Genomic DNA, 20,217 nt, shown 5'->3' with positions numbered 1-20,217 from the left:
CGGCCTGGGAATCGAAGATTCTTCGATTCCCAGGCCGTTCTCGTGAGCACACGAAAGCGGGCGGTCAGCCCACCAGTTCCCCGATGACCGGCACCAGCGCGCGGAAGGCCTTGCCGCGGTGGCTGATCGCGTTCTTCTCCGCCGGGGAGAGCTCGGCGCAGGTGCGGGTGGAGCCGTCGGGCTGGAGGATCGGGTCGTAGCCGAAGCCGTGTGCTCCGGCGGGGGCCGTGCGCAGTGTGCCGCGGAGCTGCCCCTCCACGACGCGTTCGGTCCCGTCGGGCAGCGCGAGGGCCGCGGCGCAGGCGAAGTGCGCGGCGCGGTGCGGGTCGGCGATGTCGCCGAGCTGGGCGAGGAGCAGGTCGAGGTTGGCCTGGTCGTCGCCGTGGCGGCCGGCCCAGCGGGCGGAGAAGATGCCGGGCGCCCTGCCGAGGACGTCGACGCAGAGGCCGGAGTCGTCGGCGATGGCCGGGTGGCCGGTGGCCTGCGCGAGGGCGTGCGCCTTGAGCAGGGCGTTCTCCGCGAAGGTGACGCCGGTTTCCTTGACGTCGGGGATCTCGGGGTAGGCCTCGGCGCCGACGAGCTCATGGGGGAGGCCGGCGTCGGCGAGGATGGCGCGGAGTTCGGTGATCTTCCCGGCGTTGCGGGTGGCGAGGATCAGGCGGGTCATGCCGTCCAACCTATCCGGGCCGTGCGATCGCGCAGGTCACGGGGCACGGGGCAGCGCGGCCACTGGCCCGCGCCCACGCGTAAGTCCGGACGTCTGGACGTCTGGACGGACGCACCGCTGTCGCTGTGCGTCCGTATCAGTAAAGACGTTCGAGACCTTCTCTTGGTTCCCGCTTTACTTTTCGAGTGCCTCGGTCTGGATGCGCGCGAGGTCGACGCAGCCCGCGGTGGCCAGGTCGAGGAGTGTGTTCAGTTCCTTGCGGTCGAACGGCTCGGCCTCGGCGGTGCCCTGGATCTCGACGAAGCGGCCGTCCCCGGTGCAGACGACGTTCATGTCGGTCTCGGCGCGCACGTCTTCCTCGTAGCAGAGGTCGAGGAGCGGGCCGCCGTCCACGATGCCGACGCTGACGGCGGAGACGGTGCCGGTCAGGGGCTTGCGGCCGGCCTTGACGATCTTCTTGGCCTGGGCCCAGGCGACGGCGTCGGCGAGGGCGACGTACGCGCCGGTGATGGCGGCGGTGCGGGTGCCGCCGTCGGCCTGGAGGACGTCGCAGTCGAGTACGACGGTGTTCTCACCGAGCGCCTTGTAGTCGATCACGGCGCGCAGCGAGCGCCCGATGAGGCGGCTGATCTCGTGGGTGCGGCCGCCGATCCTGCCGCGTACGGATTCGCGGTCGCCGCGGGTGTTGGTGGAGCGGGGCAGCATCGAGTACTCGGCGGTGACCCAGCCTTCGCCACTGCCCTTGCGCCAGCGCGGTACGCCCTCGGTGACGCTCGCGGTGCAGAAGACCTTCGTGTCACCGAAGGAGATGAGGACGGAGCCTTCAGCGTGCTTGCTCCATCCGCGTTCGATGGTGACGGGACGGAGCTGTTCATGGGTGCGGCCGTCGATACGAGACATGGCATCGACCCTATCGGGCCTCCGGGTGCGCTCCGGCCGGTCGGGACGGGCCGGTGCGGGAGGGGCCGCTGTGGCGCGGGGGTGTACGGGCGGGTTATGGCGGCGGCCCGCCCCGGGCGCTCGGCCGGGGGGCGGGCCGCCCGGGGCGGGCGGGGCCGGGAGCGGGCCGCCGTGGGCGAGCGGGGCCGGGGGCGGGCCGCCCGTACGGAGGGTGGCTTCGCGTCGATCCGTACCGCCCGGCTCGCGTCGCCCCCTGAGGCCGCGCCGCGCGGGCCGACGCTGCGGACCCGTGCGGGCCGACGCTGCGGATCAGCCCGGTCCTGCGCTGCGGATCCGCTCGGGGCGGTGGCCCGTACGCCCGTTTAGCCCGATACCTCCGTGCGTCTTTCGGTCCGTCAGTCCATCAGGTCCTCGATGTCGGACGCGATCGGGTCCGCGTCCGTGCCGATGACGACCTGGATGGCCGTGCCCATCTTGACGACTCCGTGGGCGCCGGCGGCCTTGAGCGCGGCGTCGTTCACGAGGGAGGCGTCCTTGACCTCGGTGCGCAGCCGCGTGATGCAGCCTTCGACCTCGACGATGTTGTCGAGTCCGCCGAGCCCGGCGACGATCTTCTCAGCCTTGCTGGCCATGGTTTCTCCCTGTGTCCCTGGCGCTCTGACGTACCGGCATATGGACGTATCGAGGCACCGGCATACGAGCTGTTTTGTCACGGTAACTCACGGTTGGCCCATCTTCTCGGGCAGGTTCCCACCCGGTACCGAAGGATGACGATCACCAGTGGACCGCGAGCGTTCCGCAACTGGTCTACACCATTATTGCCGGGAGGGCAGCCATGAGCGGCGACGTGGCAGTGCGACCCGAGATCCCCTCGCTCCCCTCGGGCCCGCCGCGCAAGTCCTGGTGGAACGTCATGTTCCAGGGTCTGCAGAAGATGGGCCGCAGTCTCCAGCTGCCGATCGCCGTCCTGCCCGCCGCGGGCATCCTGAACCGGCTCGGGCAGCCGGACGTCTTCGGCGACCAGGGGCTCGGCTGGGACAGCGTCGCGAAGGTCTTCGCCGCCTCGGGCGGGGCGCTGCTCGACTCCTCGCTCGGTCTGCCCCTGCTGTTCTGCGTCGGCGTCGCCATCGGCATGGCGAAGAAGGCCGACGGGTCGACCGCGCTCGCCGCCGTGACCGGGTTCCTCGCCTACTACGCCGTGCTGCACGCCTTCCCGCTCGACTGCGACGGGGCCGCGAAGTTCACCGGCGCCGGGGTCTGGTCGGGTGTCTGCGTGACACCCGACGGCACGACGGTGACGCAGGCGGCGTACCAGAACCCGGGTGTCTTCGGCGGGATCGTGATGGGCCTGCTCACGGCGTGGCTGTGGCGCCGTTTCCACCGGGTCCGGCTGGTGGACTGGCTGGGCTTCTTCAACGGCCGCCGGCTCGTGCCGATCATCATGGCGTTCGTCGGGCTGCTCGTCGCCTCGCTCTCGGTGTGGGCGTGGCAGCCGATCGGCCAGGGGCTGACCGGTTTCTCGAAGTGGCTGGTGGACGCGGGCGCTGGGGGCGCGGGCATCTTCGGCCTGGCGAACCGCGGGCTGCTGGTGTTCGGGCTGCACCAGTTCCTGAACACGTTCGTCTGGTTCCAGTTCGGTGACTACACCAAGCCGGACGGCACGGTCGTGCACGGTGACGTGAACCGCTTCCTGGCGGGGGACCCAACGGCCGGGCAGTTCACCACGGGCTTCTTCCCGATCATGATGTTCGCGCTGCCGGCGGCCGCTCTCGCGATCTACCACTGCGCCAAGCCGCACCGCAGGAAGGCCGTCGGCGGTCTGATGCTGTCGGTGGCGCTGACGTCGTTCGTGACGGGTGTCACGGAGCCGATCGAGTACTCGTTCCTCTTCGTGGCGCCGCTGCTGTACGGGATCCACGCGGTACTGACCGGTGTGTCGATGTTCGTGAGCTGGAAGCTGGGCGCGAAGGACGGGTTCAGCTTCTCGGCGGGGCTGATCGACTACGTCATCAACTGGGGTCTGGCGACCAGGCCTTGGCTGCTGGTCCCGATCGGCCTCGCCTTCGCGGGCGTCTACTACACGCTCTTCCGCGTGCTGATCACGAAGCTGAATCTGCCCACGCCCGGCCGGGAACCGATCGATCCGGATGATCCGGACGATCGGGACGCGCCGGACGCGCCGGATGCCGCCGAGGAGCAGCCGACCGTCGGGGACACCCGCACGTGATCCCGCGCCCGGCCGCCGCCGGGCCTTGTTGGGCGCTTTCCGGCCGCCGGTGACCACCACCCCGGCGGCTTCGCCGCTGGTCCGCGCTGGTTACGCTTCGGACTAGATCTTTATTCAGACAATATTCGAGGGTTCCACGTCACACCCGTGGCGTGTTACAACAGGTCTAAACCACTCAATGGTTTAGACCTGTTTTTCATGGGGCGGGTGCCCGCGCCGCGCTCCTTGTGCATGGAGGAAGTTGATGAGTACGGCCACCGCCCCGGCGGCTCCCGCGAAGAAGCGGGGCGCCGGAGTGTTCCAGGGGCTCCAGAAGGTGGGTCGCAGTCTTCAGCTGCCGATCGCCGTCCTGCCCGCCGCAGGCATCCTGAACCGGCTCGGCCAGCCGGACGTCTTCGGCGACCAGGGGCTCGGCTGGGACAGCGTCGCGAAGGTCTTCGCGGGTGCCGGCGGCATGCTGCTCGACGCGTCCCTCGGCCTGCCCCTGCTGTTCTGCATCGGTGTCGCCATCGGCTTCGCCAAGAAGTCGGACGGCTCGACGGCGCTCGCCGCGATCGTCGGCTTCTTCACGTACTACGCCGTGATCCACCAGTTCCCGATCAAGGCGGGCATGGGCGGCGCCACGTACATATCCAACGGCCTGCTGGCCGGGGAGTGGCAGAAGGGCAGCGTCATCACGAACGCGTCCTTCCAGAACCCGGGCGTGCTCGGCGGCATCATCCTCGGCCTGCTGACCGCGGTGATCTGGCAGCGGTTCCACCGCACCAAGCTGGTGGACTGGCTGGGCTTCTTCAACGGCCGCCGCCTCGTGCCGATCATCATGGCCTTCGTGGGTACGGCCCTCGGCGTCGTCGCCGTCGTCGGCTGGCAGCCCATCGGTGACGGGATCACCAGCTTCGGCAACTGGATCACCGGCCTCGGCGCCCTCGGCTCCGGCATCTTCGGCCTCGTCAACCGCGGCCTGATCCCCATCGGCATGCACCAGTTCGTCAACACGGTGGCCTGGTTCCAGCTCGGCGACTTCACCAACCACGCGGGCGTCGTCTCGCACGGTGACATCAACCGCTTCCTGGCGGGCGACCCGCACGCGGGCCAGTTCACCTCCGGCTTCTTCCCCATCATGATGTTCGGCCTGCCGGCCGCCGCGCTGGCGATGGCGCACACCGCGCGTCCTGAGCGCCGCAAGGTCGTCCTCGGCATGATGCTCTCGCTCGCCGCGACGTCGTTCGTGACCGGTGTCACGGAGCCGATCGAGTTCTCGTTCATGTTCATCGCGCCGCTGCTGTACGTCCTGCACGCGGTGCTGACGGCCATCTCGATGTTCGTGACCTGGGGCCTGGGCGTGCACGACGGCTTCACGTTCTCGGCCGGCGTGATCGACTACATCCTCAACTGGCCCCTCGCGACCAAGCCATGGCTGATCATCCCGATCGGTCTGGTCTTCGGCGTCATCTACTACGTCGTGTTCCGCTACGTGATCGTGAAGTTCGACCTCAAGACTCCGGGCCGCGAACCGGAGGAAGAGATCGAGGACATCACCAAGTAGCCGCCGCCACCGGGAGCTGCGCCGGCCCGAAAGGGCACCGCCGCCCGGGACGGGTCCCGGGCGGACACCGCCCGGGACGGCAGGGGAAAGCGAGAAGCCCGAGGGCGTCCGCCGCTCGTCAGGAGCGGGGGACGCCTTCGGGCTTTCCGGCGTACGGGGGCGGACCGGCGGCGGCCCGGCCCGCAGGGACTCGGCGGCCGGGCCCGGCCCCGCTACAGCTCGTAGACCGCGCCGGGCACCGCGAGCTCGGACGGGCCGTCGTACACCTCGCGTGCGTCGTCGAGGTTGCGGCGCGCGTCCGTCCACGGCGGGATGTGCGTCAGCACCAGCCGCCCGGTGTTCGCGCGGGCCGCGTGCTGGCCGGCCTCCCTGCCGTTGAGGTGGAGACCTGCGATGTCTTCCTTGCCGTGCGTGAACGCCGCCTCGCACAGGAACAAATCGGTCCCCTGGGCCAGGTCGACGAGCGCCTCGTCCGCTCCCGTGTCCGCCGAATAGGCGAGGGAACTGCCACCGTGCTCGACGCGGATGCCGAACGTGTCGACGGGGTGCGCCATCTTCTCCGTACGCACCGTCAGCGGGCCGATGTCGAAGGTGCCCGGCTTCAGCGTGTGGAAGTCGAAGACCTCGCTCATCGACTTGTCGCTCGGGGTGTCGTCGTAGGCAGTGGTGAGCCGCTGCTCGGTGCCCTCGGGCCCGTAGACCGGGATGGCGTCGCAGCGCCCGCCCTCGTAGCGGTAGTAGCGGGCGACGAAGTAGGCGCACATGTCGATGCAGTGGTCGGCGTGCAGGTGGCTCAGGAAGATCGCGTCGAGGTCGTAGAGACCGATGTGGCGCTGCAACTCGCCGAGGGCGCCGTTGCCCATGTCCAGGAGCAGCCGGAAGCCGTCGGCCTCGACGAGGTAGCTGGAGCAGGCCGATCCCGCGGCGGGAAAGGAGCCCGAGCAGCCGACGACGGTGAGCTTCATGGAGCGTGAACCTCCGTGGCGTGGGTGGTGGGCGACGGGGGTCGTTCGGTGACGGACCGCGTGCGCTGGGACACGGACCGTACGGGTCGCGCGGTTCAACGGTTGTCGTGCGGGGGTGGTTCGATCTGTCGAGCCTAAGGCGCGAGCTGTCCGGTCGCTTCCCCACGACGGCGCGTTGTGGGGGAAGTCACCGGCAAGTCCACTCTTCCCGGTGCCCCGGCGGCTTCCGGGTACCGTCACTCCATGAGTTCGTGGTGGTGGATCGCGCTGATCGCGGTGGTGGCCGGCGCGCTCGTCGCGTCGGTGGTCGACGGCAGGGCACGGGCCGCGGAGAGCCGCAGGCAGCGGCGGGCGCGGACGCGCACGAGACCGCCGGGCCGTCCCGTCCGGCGGGGGACGCCCCGGCCCCGGGCCGGGGAGATCTGGTGGGCGGCGGTGCCCTACGAGGACGGGCCGGGCGAGAAGGACAGGCCGTGCCTGGTGCTGTCGGTGCGCGGGAGCCGCGCGCGGGTCGCGAAGATCACGACGAAGCACCACGAGGAGCGGCCGGGCGTGATCGCGCTGCCGCCGGGGACGGTCGACGACGCGCGGGGCAGGGCGAGTTTCCTGGAGACGGACGAGGTGCGCGAGGTGCGGTCCGGCGCGTTCCGGCGCCGGGTCGGGGCGGCGGACCCGGCGCTGTGGGAGCGGGTCAGGCGGCACGCCTGACCCGGCCGCCACGGTGCCGGGGCACGACGCGCACCGGGCCGATCAGCCGCGCGCCCGCCTGGCTGTCGGGGCGCCTGCCTGGCTGTCAGGGCACCTGCCTGCGCCTGTCCCTCTGCCGATGCCTGTCCGCCTGTCGGGATGCCCGTCCGAGGGGCGAACGCCGATGCCGTGACCGCTGAGGTGCGGTCACGGCATCGGCGTACGCGGTGGATCGATGGCGGAGCGGCGTCGGCGCGCCCTCCCGGCCCTCACGCCCAGAGCTGCCCCTGGAGCGTCTCGATGGCCTCTTCGGTGGTGGCCGCCGTGTAGACGCCCGTGGACAGGTACTTCCAGCCGCCGTCCGCGACGACGAACGCGATGTCCGCGCTCTCCCCCGCCGCGAGCGCCTTCTTGCCGACGCCGATCGCCGCGTGCAGGGCGGCGCCGGTGGAGATGCCCGCGAAGATGCCTTCCTGCTGCAGGAGTTCACGGGTACGGGTGACAGCGTCCGCGGAGCCGACGGAGAACCGCGTGGTCAGCACCGACGCGTCGTACAGCTCCGGTACGAACCCCTCGTCGAGGTTGCGCAGGCCGTACACGAGGTCGTCGTAGCGCGGCTCGGCGGCGACGATCCGCACGTCCGGCTTGTGCTCGCGCAGGAACCGGCCGACGCCCATCAGCGTGCCCGTCGTGCCGAGCCCCGCCACGAAGTGCGTGATCGAGGGGAGGTCGGCGAGGATCTCGGGGCCCGTGGTCGCGTAGTGCGCGCCCGCGTTGTCGGGGTTGCCGTACTGGTAGAGCATCACCCAGTCGGGGTTCTTCCGCGCCAGTTCCTTCGCCACCCGTACGGCGGTGTTGGAACCGCCCTCGGCCGGCGAGGGGACGATCTCGGCGCCCCACATGCCGAGCAGGTCACGCCGCTCCTGGGAGGTGTTCTCCGGCATGACGCACACCATGCGGTAGCCCTTGAGCTTGGCCGCCATGGCAAGCGAGATGCCGGTGTTGCCGCTCGTCGGTTCGAGGATGGTGCAGCCGGGCGTGAGCCGGCCGTCCTTCTCGGCCTGCTCGACCATGTGCAGGGCGGGCCTGTCCTTGACCGAGCCGGTCGGGTTGCGGTCCTCCAGCTTGGCCCAGATCCGTACGTCGTCGGACGGCGACAGCCGGGGCAGCCGGACGAGCGGCGTGTTCCCGACGGCGGCGAGCGGGGCGTCGTACCGCATCAGGCCATGCGCGTTTCGAGCGCGCCGCCGGCGACGGCCGGGAGGATCGTGACGTTGTCGCCGTCGGTGAGCTTCGTCTCGATGCCGTCCAGGAAGCGGACGTCCTCGTCGTTCAGGTACACGTTGACGAAGCGGCGCAGCTGGTCGCCCTTCGCGGGGTCCACGATGCGCTCACGGATGCCGGCGTGCCGGGTGTCGAGGTCGGTGAAGAGTTCGGCGAGGGTGGTGCCGCTGCCTTCCACGGCCTTGGCTCCACCGGTGTACGTGCGGAGGATGGTCGGGATGCGGACCTCGATGGCCATGACGTCGGTCTCCTGTCGTCCTGTCGGGGCGGTTCCTTGGCGGTTCCTGGTGGTCCCGGGCCGGTTTCCGCCGCGTCGCGCGGCGGTTCGCCCCCGCGCGGGGAAGCTGCTGCTGGAGCGGTGAAGTGGTGAAGTGCCTGCTGAGCGTGGTGGGCCCGCGCCTTACCGGACCTTCAGCCGGACGCGCCGTCGGGACAGATGGCGCTCGCGAGGCGGCACAGGTCGACGTGCAGCCGCGCCACGAGCAGCGGTGTGCTCGGCGTCTTGTCACTCACGTCTGGGGCAACCATGCGGTCATCGTATCGATTCCCACCCGGGGTTCCAGAGTGTGATCCCGCATCGCGGACGGTGAACGTCCATCATGCGGACGCCGGGGATGCCTCCGGCTCCGGTGGAACGGCGGGACGGCGGGCAGGGCGCCGTGCGCGCCCGGGAGAGCGACGCACGACGGCGCGGGTACCGGTGGCGGGGTACGGGGTGATCGTCGCGCCCACCCGCACACGTCGGCGGGTGCGGGTGGGACTCGTCCGGCCGCCGTGCTCCCGGGCCCGGCACGGAAGGACTCGGCACGGACGGACTCGGCACGTACGGACTCGGCGGCGCTTCCGGACTCGGCACGTCCGTCCCGCGTAGACGAGTGTGGTGAGAACACCGACCGGGATGTCCTGCGGGCGATGACCGTCCGGGCGGGGAGGTCGGCGACCACCGGCACCGCGGCCCCCGCGGGCGCGACGACCGGCAGCAGCGTCCGGAGAGACGCGCGGACGAGGCCGAGCGCGGACCGGTGGCGGCCCGACGACCCCCGCTCGACGCCACCGTCACGCCGGTCACGAGGGACGGCGGGCAGAAGGGGGGCGGGCACGAGCGTGTGGCGGCGGGCCCCGCCCCGGCGCCGAGGGGCCGTCCGTGATCCGGCCGGCGGCCTCAGACGACCTGGACGTCCTCCTCCGTGACCTCGCCGTCGAGGATGCGGTACGAGCGGAACTGGAAGGGCCCCGCGTCGTCGGTGTCCGCCGTGGAGACCAGCACGTAGTGGGCGCCCGGCTCGTTCGCGTACGTGATGTCGGTGCGCGAGGGGTACGCCTCGGTCGCCGTGTGCGAGTGGTAGACGATCACGGGCTCCTCGTCGCGGTCGTCCATCTCGCGGTAGAGCTTGAGCAGGTCGCCGGAGTCGAACTCGTAGAACGTGGGCGACCTGGCGGCGTTGAGCATCGGGATGAACCGTTCGGGCGTGCCGCTGCCGGCCGGGCCCGCGACCACGCCGCACGCCTCATCGGGGTGGTCGCGCCGCGCGTGCGCGACGATCCGGTCGTGCAGGTCCTGGGTGAGGGTCAGCATGGGCAACATATAAGCAGGGCCCCGGTCGGCCCGGGGAGACGGCCTCCGCCACCGTCCACCCACCGGGCACGACCCGCCCGAGGGCCTCACCCACCGGCCCGCGCCGCCTCGGTGCGGGCCCTCGGCTGCCCGGCTGCTCGGCCCCCCGCTACCCGGCCCCCGGCTGCCCGGCCCCGGCTACTCGGCGGGCGCGGGCGCCGGGCCGGCCTCGCCCTCCCCGGTCGTGTCGTCGTCCCGGCTGTCGGCGGCGACGGGGCCCGCGGGGGCATCCTCCGCAACGGGCGGGGGGATCTCCGCGAGAGGCGGGGCCCCGGGTGTCCGCTCCTCGGGGTGGCCGGTGTCACGCCGCTTCAGCGCCTGCCAGCCCACCGCGAGTCCGGCGGCCCAGAGCGCGCCGACGTACAGGCAGATCCTGGTCTCGCTGCCGTACGCGATGAGGCCGGTCACGAGCGCCAGGAAACCCAGCGCCACCCAGCTGAACAGTGTGCCCCCGGGTGCGGGGAAGGACGAGGCGGGCAGCCGGCCGCGGACGACGGCGCGCCGGTAGCGGATGTGGCAGGCCAGGATGACCGACCAGGTCCAGATCCCGCAGGCGGTGGCGACGGACGTGACGTAGCCGAACGCCTGTGCGGGCACCAGATAGTTGAGTACCACCCCGATGCCCATCAGGGCCACCGAGACGGCGGTGCCCAGCGCCGGCGCGCGCCGCGCGTTGAGATGGCCGAAGGCGTGCGGGGCCTGCCGGTCCGCGGCGAGGCCGCGCAGCATGCGTCCGGTGGAGTACATGCCGGAGTTGCAGGAGGACAGCGCGGCAGTCAGGACGACGAAGTTGACGATCCCCGCGGCGAGCGGGATGCCGATCTTCTCGAAGGCCTCCACGAACGGGCTGGTGCCGGCGGAGAACTCCGTCCAGTCGACGACCGCGAGGATCACGGCGAGCGAGCCCACGTAGAAGATCAGGATCCGCCAGGGCAGGGTGTTGATGGCCTTGGGCAGGACGCGCTCCGGGTCGGCGGACTCCCCCGCGGCGACTCCGACGAGCTCGACGGCGACGTACGCGAACATCACGCCCTGCAGGGTCATCAGGCTGGAGCCGAGGCCGTGCGGGAAGAAGCCGCCGTGCGTCCAGAGGTTGTGGGTCGAGGCGCCGGGTCCGGCTGCGGAGAAGCCGAGCGTGAGGACGCCCAGACCGATGACGATCATGCCGATGATGGCGGTGACCTTGACCATCGAGAACCAGAACTCGACCTCGCCGAAGACGCGGACGGAGATCAGGTTGACCCCGAAGAGGACCAGCAGGAAGACGAGCGCGCTGAGCCACTGCGGTACGGCGGGCCACCAGAAGTGGATGTAGATGGCGGCCGCGGTCAGTTCGGCCATGGCGGTGACGACCCACATCAGCCAGTACGTCCAGCCGGTGGCGTAGCCGTAGAACGGGCCGAGGAACTCGCGGGCGTACGAGGCGAAGGCGCCGGACACGGGGCGGTAGAGGAGGAGTTCGCCGAGGGCCCGCATGATGAAGAAGATCACCACGCCGGCCAGGGCGTACATGAGGATGATCGAGGGTCCGGCCTCGGCGATGTTCGCGCCCGCGCCCATGAAGAGGCCCACGCCGATCGCGCCGCCGATCGCGATCATCTGGACCTGCCGGCCGCCGAGGCCGCGCTGATAGCCCTCGTCGGGCGCCGGCTCGGAGGCCGGTCCGGGAGCCGTCGGTCGGGGTGTCATGGATACAGACCAGCGGACGAAGACCGCAAATCCTGCACCCCATACGTAGGACGGTCACATAATTACCCCGACTGGCGCAGTATCCCGAGGATCAGCGGCTCCGCGCGGAACTCCGGAAGGAGACCGCACCCGGTGCGGCGGGATCCTCCGGCACGCACGGGAAGCGGCGGACACCCACCCGGAGGGGCCGGCAGGCCAAGCAGACCGACGCGGTGCGAGGAGAGGTCCGCCGGTACCGAAGGGCCGCGAGGACCGCATGGCCGGAAGCGCCGGACGGCCGGGGGACGGAGGAGCCGGACGGCCGGGCGACCGAGCGCCCGCCAGGACCCGGACGGCCGGGGAGACGGAGGAGCCGGACGGTGGGGACGGAGGAGCCGGGCGACCGTGCGCCCGCCAGGAGCCGGACGATGGGGGACGCGGGGCGCCCCCGGCGCCGTCACGGCATCAGCGTCTCGACCAGCGTCTCCTGGAGCGCCCCCAGCCAGAGGTACGCCATCACCATCGGCTTGCGCGGGTCGGAGTCCGGGAGCCGGTACAGCTCACCGCCCTCGTCCTCGTCGGTCACTTCCAGGCGGGTGCCGATGGTGAGCCGGAGGTCGTTGAGGGTGCCGAGCCACTGCTGGGACTCCTCGGCGTTCAGCTTGAGCACCCCGCCGTCCTTGCCCTGCGCGGCCAGCTCGTCGAGGGAGCGGATCACCTGGAGCGCGGCGGTGCGCTTGCCCCCGCGCAGGTCGTTCTCCGTGAAGCGGCGGAACTCGGCGGAGTAGCCCTGCAGTTCGTCATCGTCCGGACCGGGCTTCCCGGGGTCGCCGTACGCGTCGGGGAACAGGCGCGCGAGGGCCGCGTCGGACGGTGGTTCGCTCGGGCCCTCGGTGAACAGCGAGGCCAGCGGGTCGTCTCCCTCGGCGGGCTCCTCGCCGGGGCCGATCAGCTCCGCGAGCTGCTGGGTGAGCGAACGGAGGATGGAGATCTCCACCTCGTCGAGGGCGACGGCGGCGCCACCGCCCGCGAGCGGCTCGAAGCGCCCGGCCATCAGTCGCGGTCCTGCGAGAGGGTCGCCCACAGGCCGTACCCGTGCATGGCCTGTACGTCGCGTTCCATCGCCTCGCGGGTGCCGCTGGAGACGATGGCGCGGCCCTTGTGATGGACATCCATCATCAGCTTCTGCGCGATCTCTTTCGAATAATTGAAGTACGTCTGGAAGACGTAGGTGACGTAGCTCATCAGGTTGACCGGGTCGTTGTGGACGATGGTCACCCAGGGCACGTCCGGCTCGGGAACGGCAAAGGTCTCCTCCGCCGATTCTGGCCGCGTGATCTCGCTCGGAGCAACACTCACGGTTCGGGACGACCTTCTCTTCCATGCCGGGTGCGGGGCGGAGGGCGCGCTCGGCCCTCCGCGGTCACGGTGTGCCGCGATTCACAGCCTCGTGTACCCATGCTGCCACCCGGAGGGCCGCGTCGCACAAACGCCCCTGGTGATCGGGGGGTGGCGTGGTACGCGGCGAGGGCGGCGGGGCGGCGCGAGAGGGCCCCGCCGGAACCCGGTGAGCGCCCCTGCGAGGGGTGGGCGGACGATCACCGCTCGTAGAAATCGTCACTCTGACGAGTAAGGGGGGTAGCATCCCTCATATGAACTCTCCGGACCTGGGACTGCCGGTGGATGTGCCCTCCACCGCCCTGTTCACCGACCAGTACGAACTCACGATGCTGCAGGCCGCCCTCCGCGGCGGCACGGCCGACCGCCACTCGGTGTTCGAGGCGTTCACCCGGCGCCTGCCCGAGGGACGGCGTTACGGCGTGGTGGCCGGCACCGGCCGGGTCCTGGACGCGGTGGAGAACTTCCGCTTCGACGCGGGCGTGCTCGACTTCCTGCGCGAGCAGCAGGTCGTGGACGCCCCGACGCTCGACTGGCTGGCGGACTACCGCTTCACCGGGGACATCTGGGGATACCCCGAGGGTGAGGTCTACTTCCCCGGCTCGCCGATCCTGCGGGTGGAGGGCTCATTCGCCGAGTGCGTGGTCCTGGAGACGGTGGTGCTGTCGATCCTGAACCACGACTCGGCGATCGCCGCCGCCGCCTCCCGGATGTCGGCCGCGTCCGGCGGACGGCGCCTGATCGAGATGGGCGCGCGGCGCACGCACGAACTGGCGGCGGTGGCCGCGTCGCGCGCGGCGTACGTGGGCGGTTTCAACAGCACGTCGGACCTCGCCGCCGGGTTCCGGTACGGGATTCCGACGGTCGGTACGAGCGCGCACGCGTTCACGCTGCTGCACGACTCGGAGCGGGACGCCTTCCGCGCGCAGGTGGACTCGCTGGGCCGGGGCACCACGCTGCTGGTCGACACGTACGACGTGGCGGAGGCGGTGAGGACCGCGGTGGAGATCGCGGGGCCCGAGCTGGGTGCCGTACGGATCGACTCCGGCGACCTGCTGCTCGTCGCGCACCGGGTCCGCCAGCAGCTGGACGACCTGGGCGCGGTGGACACCAAGATCGTGGTCACCTCGGACCTGGACGAGTACGCGATCGCGTCGCTGGCGGCCGCCCCGGTTGACGCGTACGGCGTGGGCACGCAGCTGGTGACGGGCAGCGGGCACCCGACCTGCTCGATGGTCTACAAGATCGTGGCCCGCGCGCAGTCCCTGGACGCGAACGCCCCGCTGTCCCCGGTCGCGAAGAAGTCGGTCGGTGGCAAGACGTCGATCGGCGGACGCAAGTGGGCGGCCCGGCGGCTCGACGCGGAGGGCATCGCGGAGGCCGAGGTCGTCGGCACCGGCCCCGTACCGCCCGACCTCGCGGACCGGCAGCTGCTGGTTCCCCTGGTCAAGGGCGGGGAGGTGCTGACGCGCGAGTCGTTGGACACGGTGCGCGACCGGCACATCGCGGCGCGGTCGGGGCTGCCGATGTCGGCGATCCAGTTGTCACGGGGCGAACCCGTGATTCCCACCGAATTCGTGTGACGATATGGGTAGTGGCGTGGACACTGCTCGCCCGGGAAACCATGCACAGGGACGGAATGGGGGGCTGCGGCCATGCATCGCGCACTGATCGTGGTGGACGTGCAGAACGACTTCTGCGAAGGCGGCAGCCTCGCGGTCACCGGCGGCGCGGACGTCGCCGCGGCCATCACGGACCTGATCGCCCAGTCGACGGCGGTCTACCGGCATGTCGTCGCCACCCGTGACCACCACATCGACCCGGGCAACCACTTCGCCAAGCCCCCCGCCACACCCGACTACGAGCACACCTGGCCGGTGCACTGCGTCGCCGGCACCGAAGGAGTGGGCTTTCACCCCAACTTCGCCCCGGCCGTCGCGTCCGGCGCTATCGCCGCGGTCTTCGGCAAGGGCGAGTACGCGGGGGCGTACAGCGGTTTCGAGGGCGCCGACGAGAACGGCCTGTCCCTCGGCGCGTGGCTGCGGGCACGGGACGTGAGCGAGGTCGACGTGGTCGGCATCGCCACCGACCACTGCGTCCGCGCGACCGCGCTCGACGCGGCGCGCGAGGGCCTCACGACCCGCGTCCTGCTCGACCTCACCGCCGGTGTGGCCCCTCACACCACGGACCGCGCGATCGAGGCCATGCGCGCGGCGGGCATCGAACTGACGGGCGAGCCGGTGGTCCGCCAGGCCTGAGGGCGAACGGGACGCGCGGCCCCGGCGGCCCGCTCCCCGGCGTCTCGCCTTTGCCGCACGGAAGGCGGCCACCGTGCCGCCCGCCGGGTCCTCGTCCCCCTCCGACTGACGGCGACCGCCCGCGGCCGCGCGACGTCGACGGACTCCCATGGCCCCGTACGGAACGTTCCTTACGGACATGCCTGACGGGGCGCGCCGGAGGGGAGCCGAGTCCGTCAGCCGCTGGTGCGGACCCGGGGAGTCGGCGGGGTGTGGCGCCAGGGGGCCATGGGCTTGCGCGCGAGGCCGGGGCGGGCGGGGGTCGGCTGCCAGCCGCGGCCGGGGCGCAGCAGGGCGCGGATGGGGCGCCAGAGCGCGTCTGCGTCGCCCGGGCACTCGGGGGTGGCCCGCCAGAGCAGGCCCTCGGGGTGGTGCAGGACCGCCGTGACCTCGTCGGGCGTCGGGGGTTCCGCGTTTCCTCGCAGGTAGACGGCGCGCAGGCCGAGATTGCGGAGCCTGGTCAGGGCTCGCGCACGGTTTTCCGCATGGACCAGGACGCGTACCGTGCCCCCTTCGGCAGCGGGTCTCGGCACGGTCAGTGCCACCACCACTCTGCCGTTCGGGAGCCTGCTGAAGCCTCCGCCTGCCATGATCTTTCCTCTCCCCCCGTAAGACGCCGTGTCAATAAGAAATGCACAGCTGCACCTAAACACGATCGGCCGCCGCCCGCTAGAGGGGCAACGGCCGATCATGCTCTGACCTGCTAAGTTATCACTTAACGGGTCGACGGTCCCACATGGAGTGTCATGCTCGCGCCACTGATGGGCTGGCTGACGATGGAGATGCGGGTGTTGGTGTCAGGAACCTTCGCGCTCCCCTGGGGGTTCGCCGGGTCCCAGTAGCCGCCCCGGTGGTCGTCGAAGGCGATCACACCGCCCTGCGGCTTGATACGGGTCGGCACGTCCGCGTTGTGCAGCGTCAGCGCCGGCGTCGGATACCAGCTGAACGGCGCGTCGAACGGCTGGATGCGGTTGCGCATCACCGTCCCGTCGGACCACCGCAGCGCCTTCGGGTGCGAGTCGACCGGCAGGATGAGCCCCTCGCCCGGGTGGACACTCGTGTTGTTGTCGGCCTGCGAGGTGTCCCAGTACCAGACCAACATGCCGTTCTGGTAAGCGTAGTGCTCGACGGTGAGGCTCTTGGGGTCCGAGAAACCGAAGTTGTAGGGCCCGGTCCGCAGCGTGGTGTCGTAACTCGTGTACTGGCGGTTCTCCACGACGTAGTACTGGTCGTAGTCCTTGCTGAAGGACGCGCCGATGCGCGAGAAGCCGGCCGCGGTCCAACCGCCGTCCGCCGTCTCCGCGTTGTCCGTGAACAGCGGGGTGCCGTCGGCGACCACACTGATCTCGTCCGCGGCGAAGCCCTTCTGCGCGACACCGCCGTCCGTGAGGTAGCGGAAGCGGAGGTCGATCTTCTTGCCCGCGTACGCGTCGAGCGGGTAGACGAGCTTCTTGTACGCGCCCGACGTACCGGTCAACGCGGGCTTGTCGCCGCCGTCGCGCGAGATGGCCGAGCCGTTCGCCGTACCCTCCAGCGGGGTCCAGTTGGCGCCGCCGTCGGTCGAGGCCTCCGCGTACAGGTAGTCGAAGCCCGCCTCGATGTCCCACCAGCCGTCCAGCGACAGCGAGGCGGTGGACCTGCCCGTCAGGTCGACGGAACGGGTCAGGGTGTTCTTGAGGTTGTCACCCATGCCGCTCCACCACTGCGACGCACCCTGCGCGGGTGTGACGACCGTGGTCGTCTTCTCCTTCTGCGGCAGGTTCACCACCAGCGCCTGCGGGTTCTTCGTGTTGTACTCCGAGACCCCCAGCTTCACCGTGGAGCTCTTGGCCGCCTTCGCCTGCGCGTAGTTGAGCCAGCCGAGCTGGAGTTTGTCCCACGCGGACATGTCGCCGGGCAGGTCGCCGATCGCGTCCTTGCCGGTGCCGAGCCACGAACCGGAGGACATCAGGTCCCAGAAGCCGGTCGAGTTCTCGCCGCCCGCGGTGTCGTAGTTGTCCGGCAGGCCGAGGTCGTGGCCGTACTCGTGCGCGAAGACGCCGAGTCCGCCGTTCTCCGGCTGCATCGTGTAGTCGCCGACCCAGATGCCGGTGTCACCGATCTGGGTACCGCCCGCCTTGTTGTCGGCGGGGCCGGTCGCACCGGCGTCCGAGCCGTACGCGTACCAGCGGTGCGCCCAGATCGCGTCGGTGCCCTCGGCGCCGCCGCCGGCGGACTCGTCCTCGCCCGCGTGGACGATCTGGAAGTGGTCGATGTAGCCGTCCGGCTCGTTGAAGTCGCCGTCACCGTCGTAGTCGTAGCGGTCCCACTGGTCGTACTGCGCCAGGTCCGCCTTGATGTCGGCGCTCGACTCGCCCTTGGCCTTCTGGTCGGCGACCCAGGCGTTCACGCCGTCGCGCACCGCGTCCCACACGGAAGGGCAGGTGGTGCCGCCGCAGTAGTTCGAGCCGTAACGGGCCTCGTTGTAGGGGATCTTGACCCAGTCGGTGACCTCACCGTCGACCGAGTACCGGCCCGAGGACTGCTTCTCGTAGTACGTCTTCAGCGAGTCGCGCTGCTTGCCGTTCTTGTCCTTGCCGGTGGCGAAGTACAGGTCCTGGAAGTGCTTCTGGTTGTAATCGGCCAGCCAGGCGGTGGAGTTGTCCAGCTTGCGGTCCGGCTTGGCTATCTCGTTGTGCGAGGGGCCCGGTGTGCCGCCGTACTGCGTGACGGGCGGCTTCGGTCCCTCCGGCCCGTCCGGGTCGTACGTCGAGGTGCTGTCGACCTGGTCACCGAACTCCACGAGGATCGTGAATATCCGGTCGGTCTTCTCGCGGCCCAGCTCCACGTACTTGCCGCCACCGAGCTTGACCACGCTGGACGGGCCGCGCTTCTCGACCGTGCGGTGCCCGGAGAGCACCTGGTCCAGCGCCGCCTTGTGCTCGCTCGTCTGCTGCTTGGTGAAGGGGCCAGGAAGGTCGTGCTCGACCTGTCCCGGCTGCGGCGCCGGGTCACGGCGCTCCACCTGGGTCGCGCCCGCCGCGTGGCCGCCGCTGTTCTCCTGGGCCTGGGCCGTGCTGAAGGCGGAGGCCGTCGCCGCGGTCGCGGCGATCGCCACGATCACCGCCGCCGCACGCTTCGCCCGTCTCGCCACTGTGGCCGGTCTCTCCGGTCCTGTCCTGGTCACTCGCTGGTGTCCTCCCCCGCGCCCGCTCCGGTGACCGTCCTTGTGGGGGCCCACCCGGCCGATGCGCGCCTGTACCCGATCTGTGCGTTCGCTGTACGTGGTTCAAGTGGCGCTATTGGACCGGAGTTGACGAAGAAATGACAGTCTTGACTTGCTCACGGCAATTCAACTATGGAAAACGGAAGATTGGATGATCATTTCTTGACGTGAGGGGTGGCGACGGACACGCCAAGGTGACGCGGACCCGACCGGTTCCCCCACGTCGCGAGGGGTGAGCCCGTCCGGCTCCCCCGTCGCGAGCGCCACGGCGGGGTTCGTCCGAACGGGGGCGCGCACGCGTGCGGGAGATCTCAACAGGCGTGCGGGGGCGGGTTCCGGGGCGCGCGGACGCGGACCGGGGCGGGCCTTGCGGGCGCATCGAACGGCGCTGGGGGGCGTTCGCGTGAATCCGTGCGCCCCCCGTGCATCCGTACCGTGGGTTAGGTCACGCTTACTGCACGTTCCTGTCGGGCATCCACCGACGTAGAGTCGCGCTGCCGGTGCGACCCGCGCGCAAGCACCCTGACCCTTACACCCCCAACGGCCGGCGCACCCGAGACGCCGGCACATGCTCCGAGGGACGGAAACGCCATGCCGCGTCCGAACGCCGCACAGCTCGCCTACGGTTCAGCCACCGTCATCTGCTCAGCGGTCGCGATGCTCCTGCTGTCGGGCACCCCGACCGGCGTCGGCGTCGTGGTGATCGGTGTCGCCGCCCTCGCGCTGGGCCTGCTGGTGTCTCTCACGGTGCCGCTGCCCCGCCGTTCGCGGGAGGCCCGTGGGACCGCGGCCGCGGCCGTCCCCGCCCTGGAGGACACCACGGCACCGAGCGCGGAGGTGCCGATGGCCGCGTCGCCGTCCCGCGTCCGTACGTCCCGCCTGCACACGGGTGCCGGGGCGGGCGTCCCGCGCGCGAGCCGGTACTCCGTACGCCGGTAGCCCCGCGCGGGCGGTCCCGTGCGGGCAGTCCTGTGCGCCGGTGGTCCGTACGCGGCTGGTCCGTAAGCAGGTGGTCCACAAGCAGGTGGTCAGCGCACCCCGTAGGCGGGCAGGCGCCGCCGCCCGGCCGCCGAGGCGCCGCGAACGTGTCGGCCCGGAGGGCGTCGGTGATGCACGTCGGCCGTTGACGCCTCGGCCGTTGACGTACCGGCCCTTGACGTACCAGCCGTTGACGTACCAGCCGGAAACGCGTCATTCGCGCTCAGGTCGTGACGACGACCGTCTTCGCCGCCTTGTCGTGCCAGCCCTGTTTGTACGGGCGGCTCGCCACGATGGACAGCGCGATGACGATCCACCAGATGCAGTAGCAGCACAGCAGCGCGGGCAGCCACAGCACCGTGGCCCGCAGCAGCGAGGACCCGGTCCCCGGCACGGCGCCGTCGGCGAGCATCCCGACCCGCAGTCCGAGCCACCGCTTGCCGAGCGTCCGGCCGTACGTACGCGTCATCACGGTGTCGTAGGCGATGTACGCGACGATGGACACCACCGTCCACAGCCATTGCTGCCCGGTGTTGATCTCGTCCCCGAGGTGATCCGCCTCGCTCTGGCCGTTGGACGTCGACAGGTCGAAGCCGTTGGCGGCCAGCGAGATGATCGCGAGCGGGATGGCGATGATCAGCGCGTCGATGATCCGCGCCGCGAGACGCGTACCGAAGGGCGCGAGGGGAGGCATCCCGGCCAGGGGACCGGTACGGGCACGGGGATCGCCGCCGTACGGACCCCCGCCGTACGGGCCGCCCCCGTAGGGACCCGGCCCGC

At 70.8% G+C, this 20,217-nt stretch carries 20 protein-coding genes; 6 read left to right on the top strand and 14 right to left on the bottom strand.

The features are described from left to right. Nucleotides 1-64 precede the first annotated feature (64 nt). From rdgB to OG310_RS22580, 3 genes are all read right to left on the bottom strand, one after another. Nucleotides 65-667, bottom strand: coding sequence for an RdgB/HAM1 family non-canonical purine NTP pyrophosphatase (gene rdgB, locus OG310_RS22590; RefSeq protein WP_329457692.1), 603 nt, complete (start codon nucleotides 665-667; stop codon nucleotides 65-67). Nucleotides 668-841: 174 nt separating this feature from the next. Continuing rightward, nucleotides 842-1,567, bottom strand: a complete 726-nt coding sequence (gene rph, locus OG310_RS22585) for a ribonuclease PH (protein ID WP_329457691.1) — start codon at nucleotides 1,565-1,567, stop codon at nucleotides 842-844. A 395-nt stretch (nucleotides 1,568-1,962) separates the two neighbouring features. After that, the gene (locus OG310_RS22580) at nucleotides 1,963-2,199 is read right to left on the bottom strand and encodes a PTS glucose/sucrose transporter subunit IIB (protein ID WP_329457690.1); all 237 of its coding nucleotides are present in this window, start codon (nucleotides 2,197-2,199) and stop codon (nucleotides 1,963-1,965) included. Nucleotides 2,200-2,480: 281 nt separating this feature from the next. Between OG310_RS22580 and OG310_RS22575 the strand changes: the two genes are divergently transcribed. Both OG310_RS22575 and OG310_RS22570 read left to right on the top strand, forming a co-directional pair. Further along, the gene (locus tag OG310_RS22575; protein WP_329460314.1) at nucleotides 2,481-3,794 is read left to right on the top strand and encodes a PTS transporter subunit EIIC; all 1,314 of its coding nucleotides are present in this window, start codon (nucleotides 2,481-2,483) and stop codon (nucleotides 3,792-3,794) included. Between the two features lie 244 nt (nucleotides 3,795-4,038). Beyond that, complete coding sequence (locus OG310_RS22570; protein WP_329457689.1) at nucleotides 4,039-5,340, top strand: PTS transporter subunit EIIC; 1,302 nt, start codon at nucleotides 4,039-4,041, stop codon at nucleotides 5,338-5,340. Nucleotides 5,341-5,552: 212 nt separating this feature from the next. On the opposite strand, the gene OG310_RS22565 is transcribed toward OG310_RS22570, so the two are convergent. Beyond that, on the bottom strand, nucleotides 5,553-6,305 hold the full coding sequence (locus OG310_RS22565) for an MBL fold metallo-hydrolase (protein ID WP_329457688.1): 753 nt from the start codon (nucleotides 6,303-6,305) through the stop codon (nucleotides 5,553-5,555). Nucleotides 6,306-6,548: 243 nt separating this feature from the next. On the opposite strand from OG310_RS22565, the gene OG310_RS22560 reads away from it, so the two are divergent. Continuing rightward, nucleotides 6,549-7,013 (top strand): type II toxin-antitoxin system PemK/MazF family toxin, encoded by a 465-nt coding sequence (locus OG310_RS22560; RefSeq protein WP_329457687.1) that lies wholly within the window; start codon nucleotides 6,549-6,551, stop codon nucleotides 7,011-7,013. Between the two features lie 248 nt (nucleotides 7,014-7,261). Here the strand turns inward: OG310_RS22560 and OG310_RS22555 are convergent, their stop codons facing one another. From OG310_RS22555 to clpS, 7 genes are all read right to left on the bottom strand, one after another. Next, the gene (locus tag OG310_RS22555) at nucleotides 7,262-8,212 is read right to left on the bottom strand and encodes a PLP-dependent cysteine synthase family protein (RefSeq protein WP_329457686.1); all 951 of its coding nucleotides are present in this window, start codon (nucleotides 8,210-8,212) and stop codon (nucleotides 7,262-7,264) included. Continuing rightward, nucleotides 8,212-8,514 carry a MoaD/ThiS family protein gene (locus OG310_RS22550; protein WP_329457685.1) on the bottom strand — a complete coding sequence of 101 codons (303 nt, stop codon included), beginning with the start codon at nucleotides 8,512-8,514 and terminating at the stop codon, nucleotides 8,212-8,214. The genes OG310_RS22555 and OG310_RS22550 overlap by 1 nt, the downstream gene beginning before the upstream one ends. 173 nt (nucleotides 8,515-8,687) lie before the next feature. Next, a complete protein-coding gene (locus tag OG310_RS22545) occupies nucleotides 8,688-8,804 on the bottom strand; it encodes a putative leader peptide (protein WP_329457684.1) in 117 nt (38 codons plus the stop codon). A gap of 634 nt (nucleotides 8,805-9,438) precedes the next feature. Next, complete coding sequence (locus OG310_RS22540; RefSeq protein WP_329457683.1) at nucleotides 9,439-9,852, bottom strand: M67 family metallopeptidase; 414 nt, start codon at nucleotides 9,850-9,852, stop codon at nucleotides 9,439-9,441. 177 nt (nucleotides 9,853-10,029) lie between these two features. Then, nucleotides 10,030-11,580, bottom strand: coding sequence for an amino acid permease (locus tag OG310_RS22535; RefSeq protein ID WP_329457682.1), 1,551 nt, complete (start codon nucleotides 11,578-11,580; stop codon nucleotides 10,030-10,032). Nucleotides 11,581-12,016: 436 nt separating this feature from the next. Continuing rightward, the gene (locus OG310_RS22530) at nucleotides 12,017-12,613 is read right to left on the bottom strand and encodes a DUF2017 domain-containing protein (RefSeq protein WP_329457681.1); all 597 of its coding nucleotides are present in this window, start codon (nucleotides 12,611-12,613) and stop codon (nucleotides 12,017-12,019) included. Next, nucleotides 12,613-12,918, bottom strand: a complete 306-nt coding sequence (clpS, locus tag OG310_RS22525) for an ATP-dependent Clp protease adapter ClpS (RefSeq protein ID WP_329457680.1) — start codon at nucleotides 12,916-12,918, stop codon at nucleotides 12,613-12,615. The genes OG310_RS22530 and clpS overlap by 1 nt, the downstream gene beginning before the upstream one ends. 293 nt (nucleotides 12,919-13,211) lie before the next feature. Here clpS and OG310_RS22520 point away from each other — a divergent pair, with 293 nt between their 5' ends. Beyond that, nucleotides 13,212-14,540: a nicotinate phosphoribosyltransferase gene (locus tag OG310_RS22520; RefSeq protein ID WP_329457679.1), complete on the top strand. Its 1,329-nt coding sequence runs from the start codon at nucleotides 13,212-13,214 to the stop codon at nucleotides 14,538-14,540. A gap of 72 nt (nucleotides 14,541-14,612) precedes the next feature. Next, nucleotides 14,613-15,215 carry an isochorismatase family protein gene (locus OG310_RS22515; protein ID WP_329457678.1) on the top strand — a complete coding sequence of 201 codons (603 nt, stop codon included), beginning with the start codon at nucleotides 14,613-14,615 and terminating at the stop codon, nucleotides 15,213-15,215. Nucleotides 15,216-15,430: 215 nt separating this feature from the next. On the opposite strand, the gene OG310_RS22510 is transcribed toward OG310_RS22515, so the two are convergent. Beyond that, complete coding sequence (locus OG310_RS22510; RefSeq protein WP_329457677.1) at nucleotides 15,431-15,844, bottom strand: hypothetical protein; 414 nt, start codon at nucleotides 15,842-15,844, stop codon at nucleotides 15,431-15,433. A 125-nt stretch (nucleotides 15,845-15,969) separates the two neighbouring features. Further along, nucleotides 15,970-18,345: an immune inhibitor A domain-containing protein gene (locus OG310_RS22505; protein ID WP_443078882.1), complete on the bottom strand. Its 2,376-nt coding sequence runs from the start codon at nucleotides 18,343-18,345 to the stop codon at nucleotides 15,970-15,972. Between the two features lie 705 nt (nucleotides 18,346-19,050). Between OG310_RS22505 and OG310_RS22500 the strand changes: the two genes are divergently transcribed. Continuing rightward, nucleotides 19,051-19,398 carry a hypothetical protein gene (locus OG310_RS22500; RefSeq protein WP_329457676.1) on the top strand — a complete coding sequence of 116 codons (348 nt, stop codon included), beginning with the start codon at nucleotides 19,051-19,053 and terminating at the stop codon, nucleotides 19,396-19,398. A gap of 262 nt (nucleotides 19,399-19,660) precedes the next feature. On the opposite strand, the gene OG310_RS22495 is transcribed toward OG310_RS22500, so the two are convergent. Then, nucleotides 19,661-20,131, bottom strand: coding sequence for an RDD family protein (locus OG310_RS22495; RefSeq protein WP_329457675.1), 471 nt, complete (start codon nucleotides 20,129-20,131; stop codon nucleotides 19,661-19,663). Nucleotides 20,132-20,217: the final 86 nt, after the last annotated feature.

It is taken from the genome of Streptomyces sp. NBC_01497, assembly GCF_036250695.1.
Taxonomy (GTDB): domain Bacteria; phylum Actinomycetota; class Actinomycetes; order Streptomycetales; family Streptomycetaceae; genus Streptomyces.
This window is presented reverse-complemented; position numbering and strand designations above follow the sequence as displayed.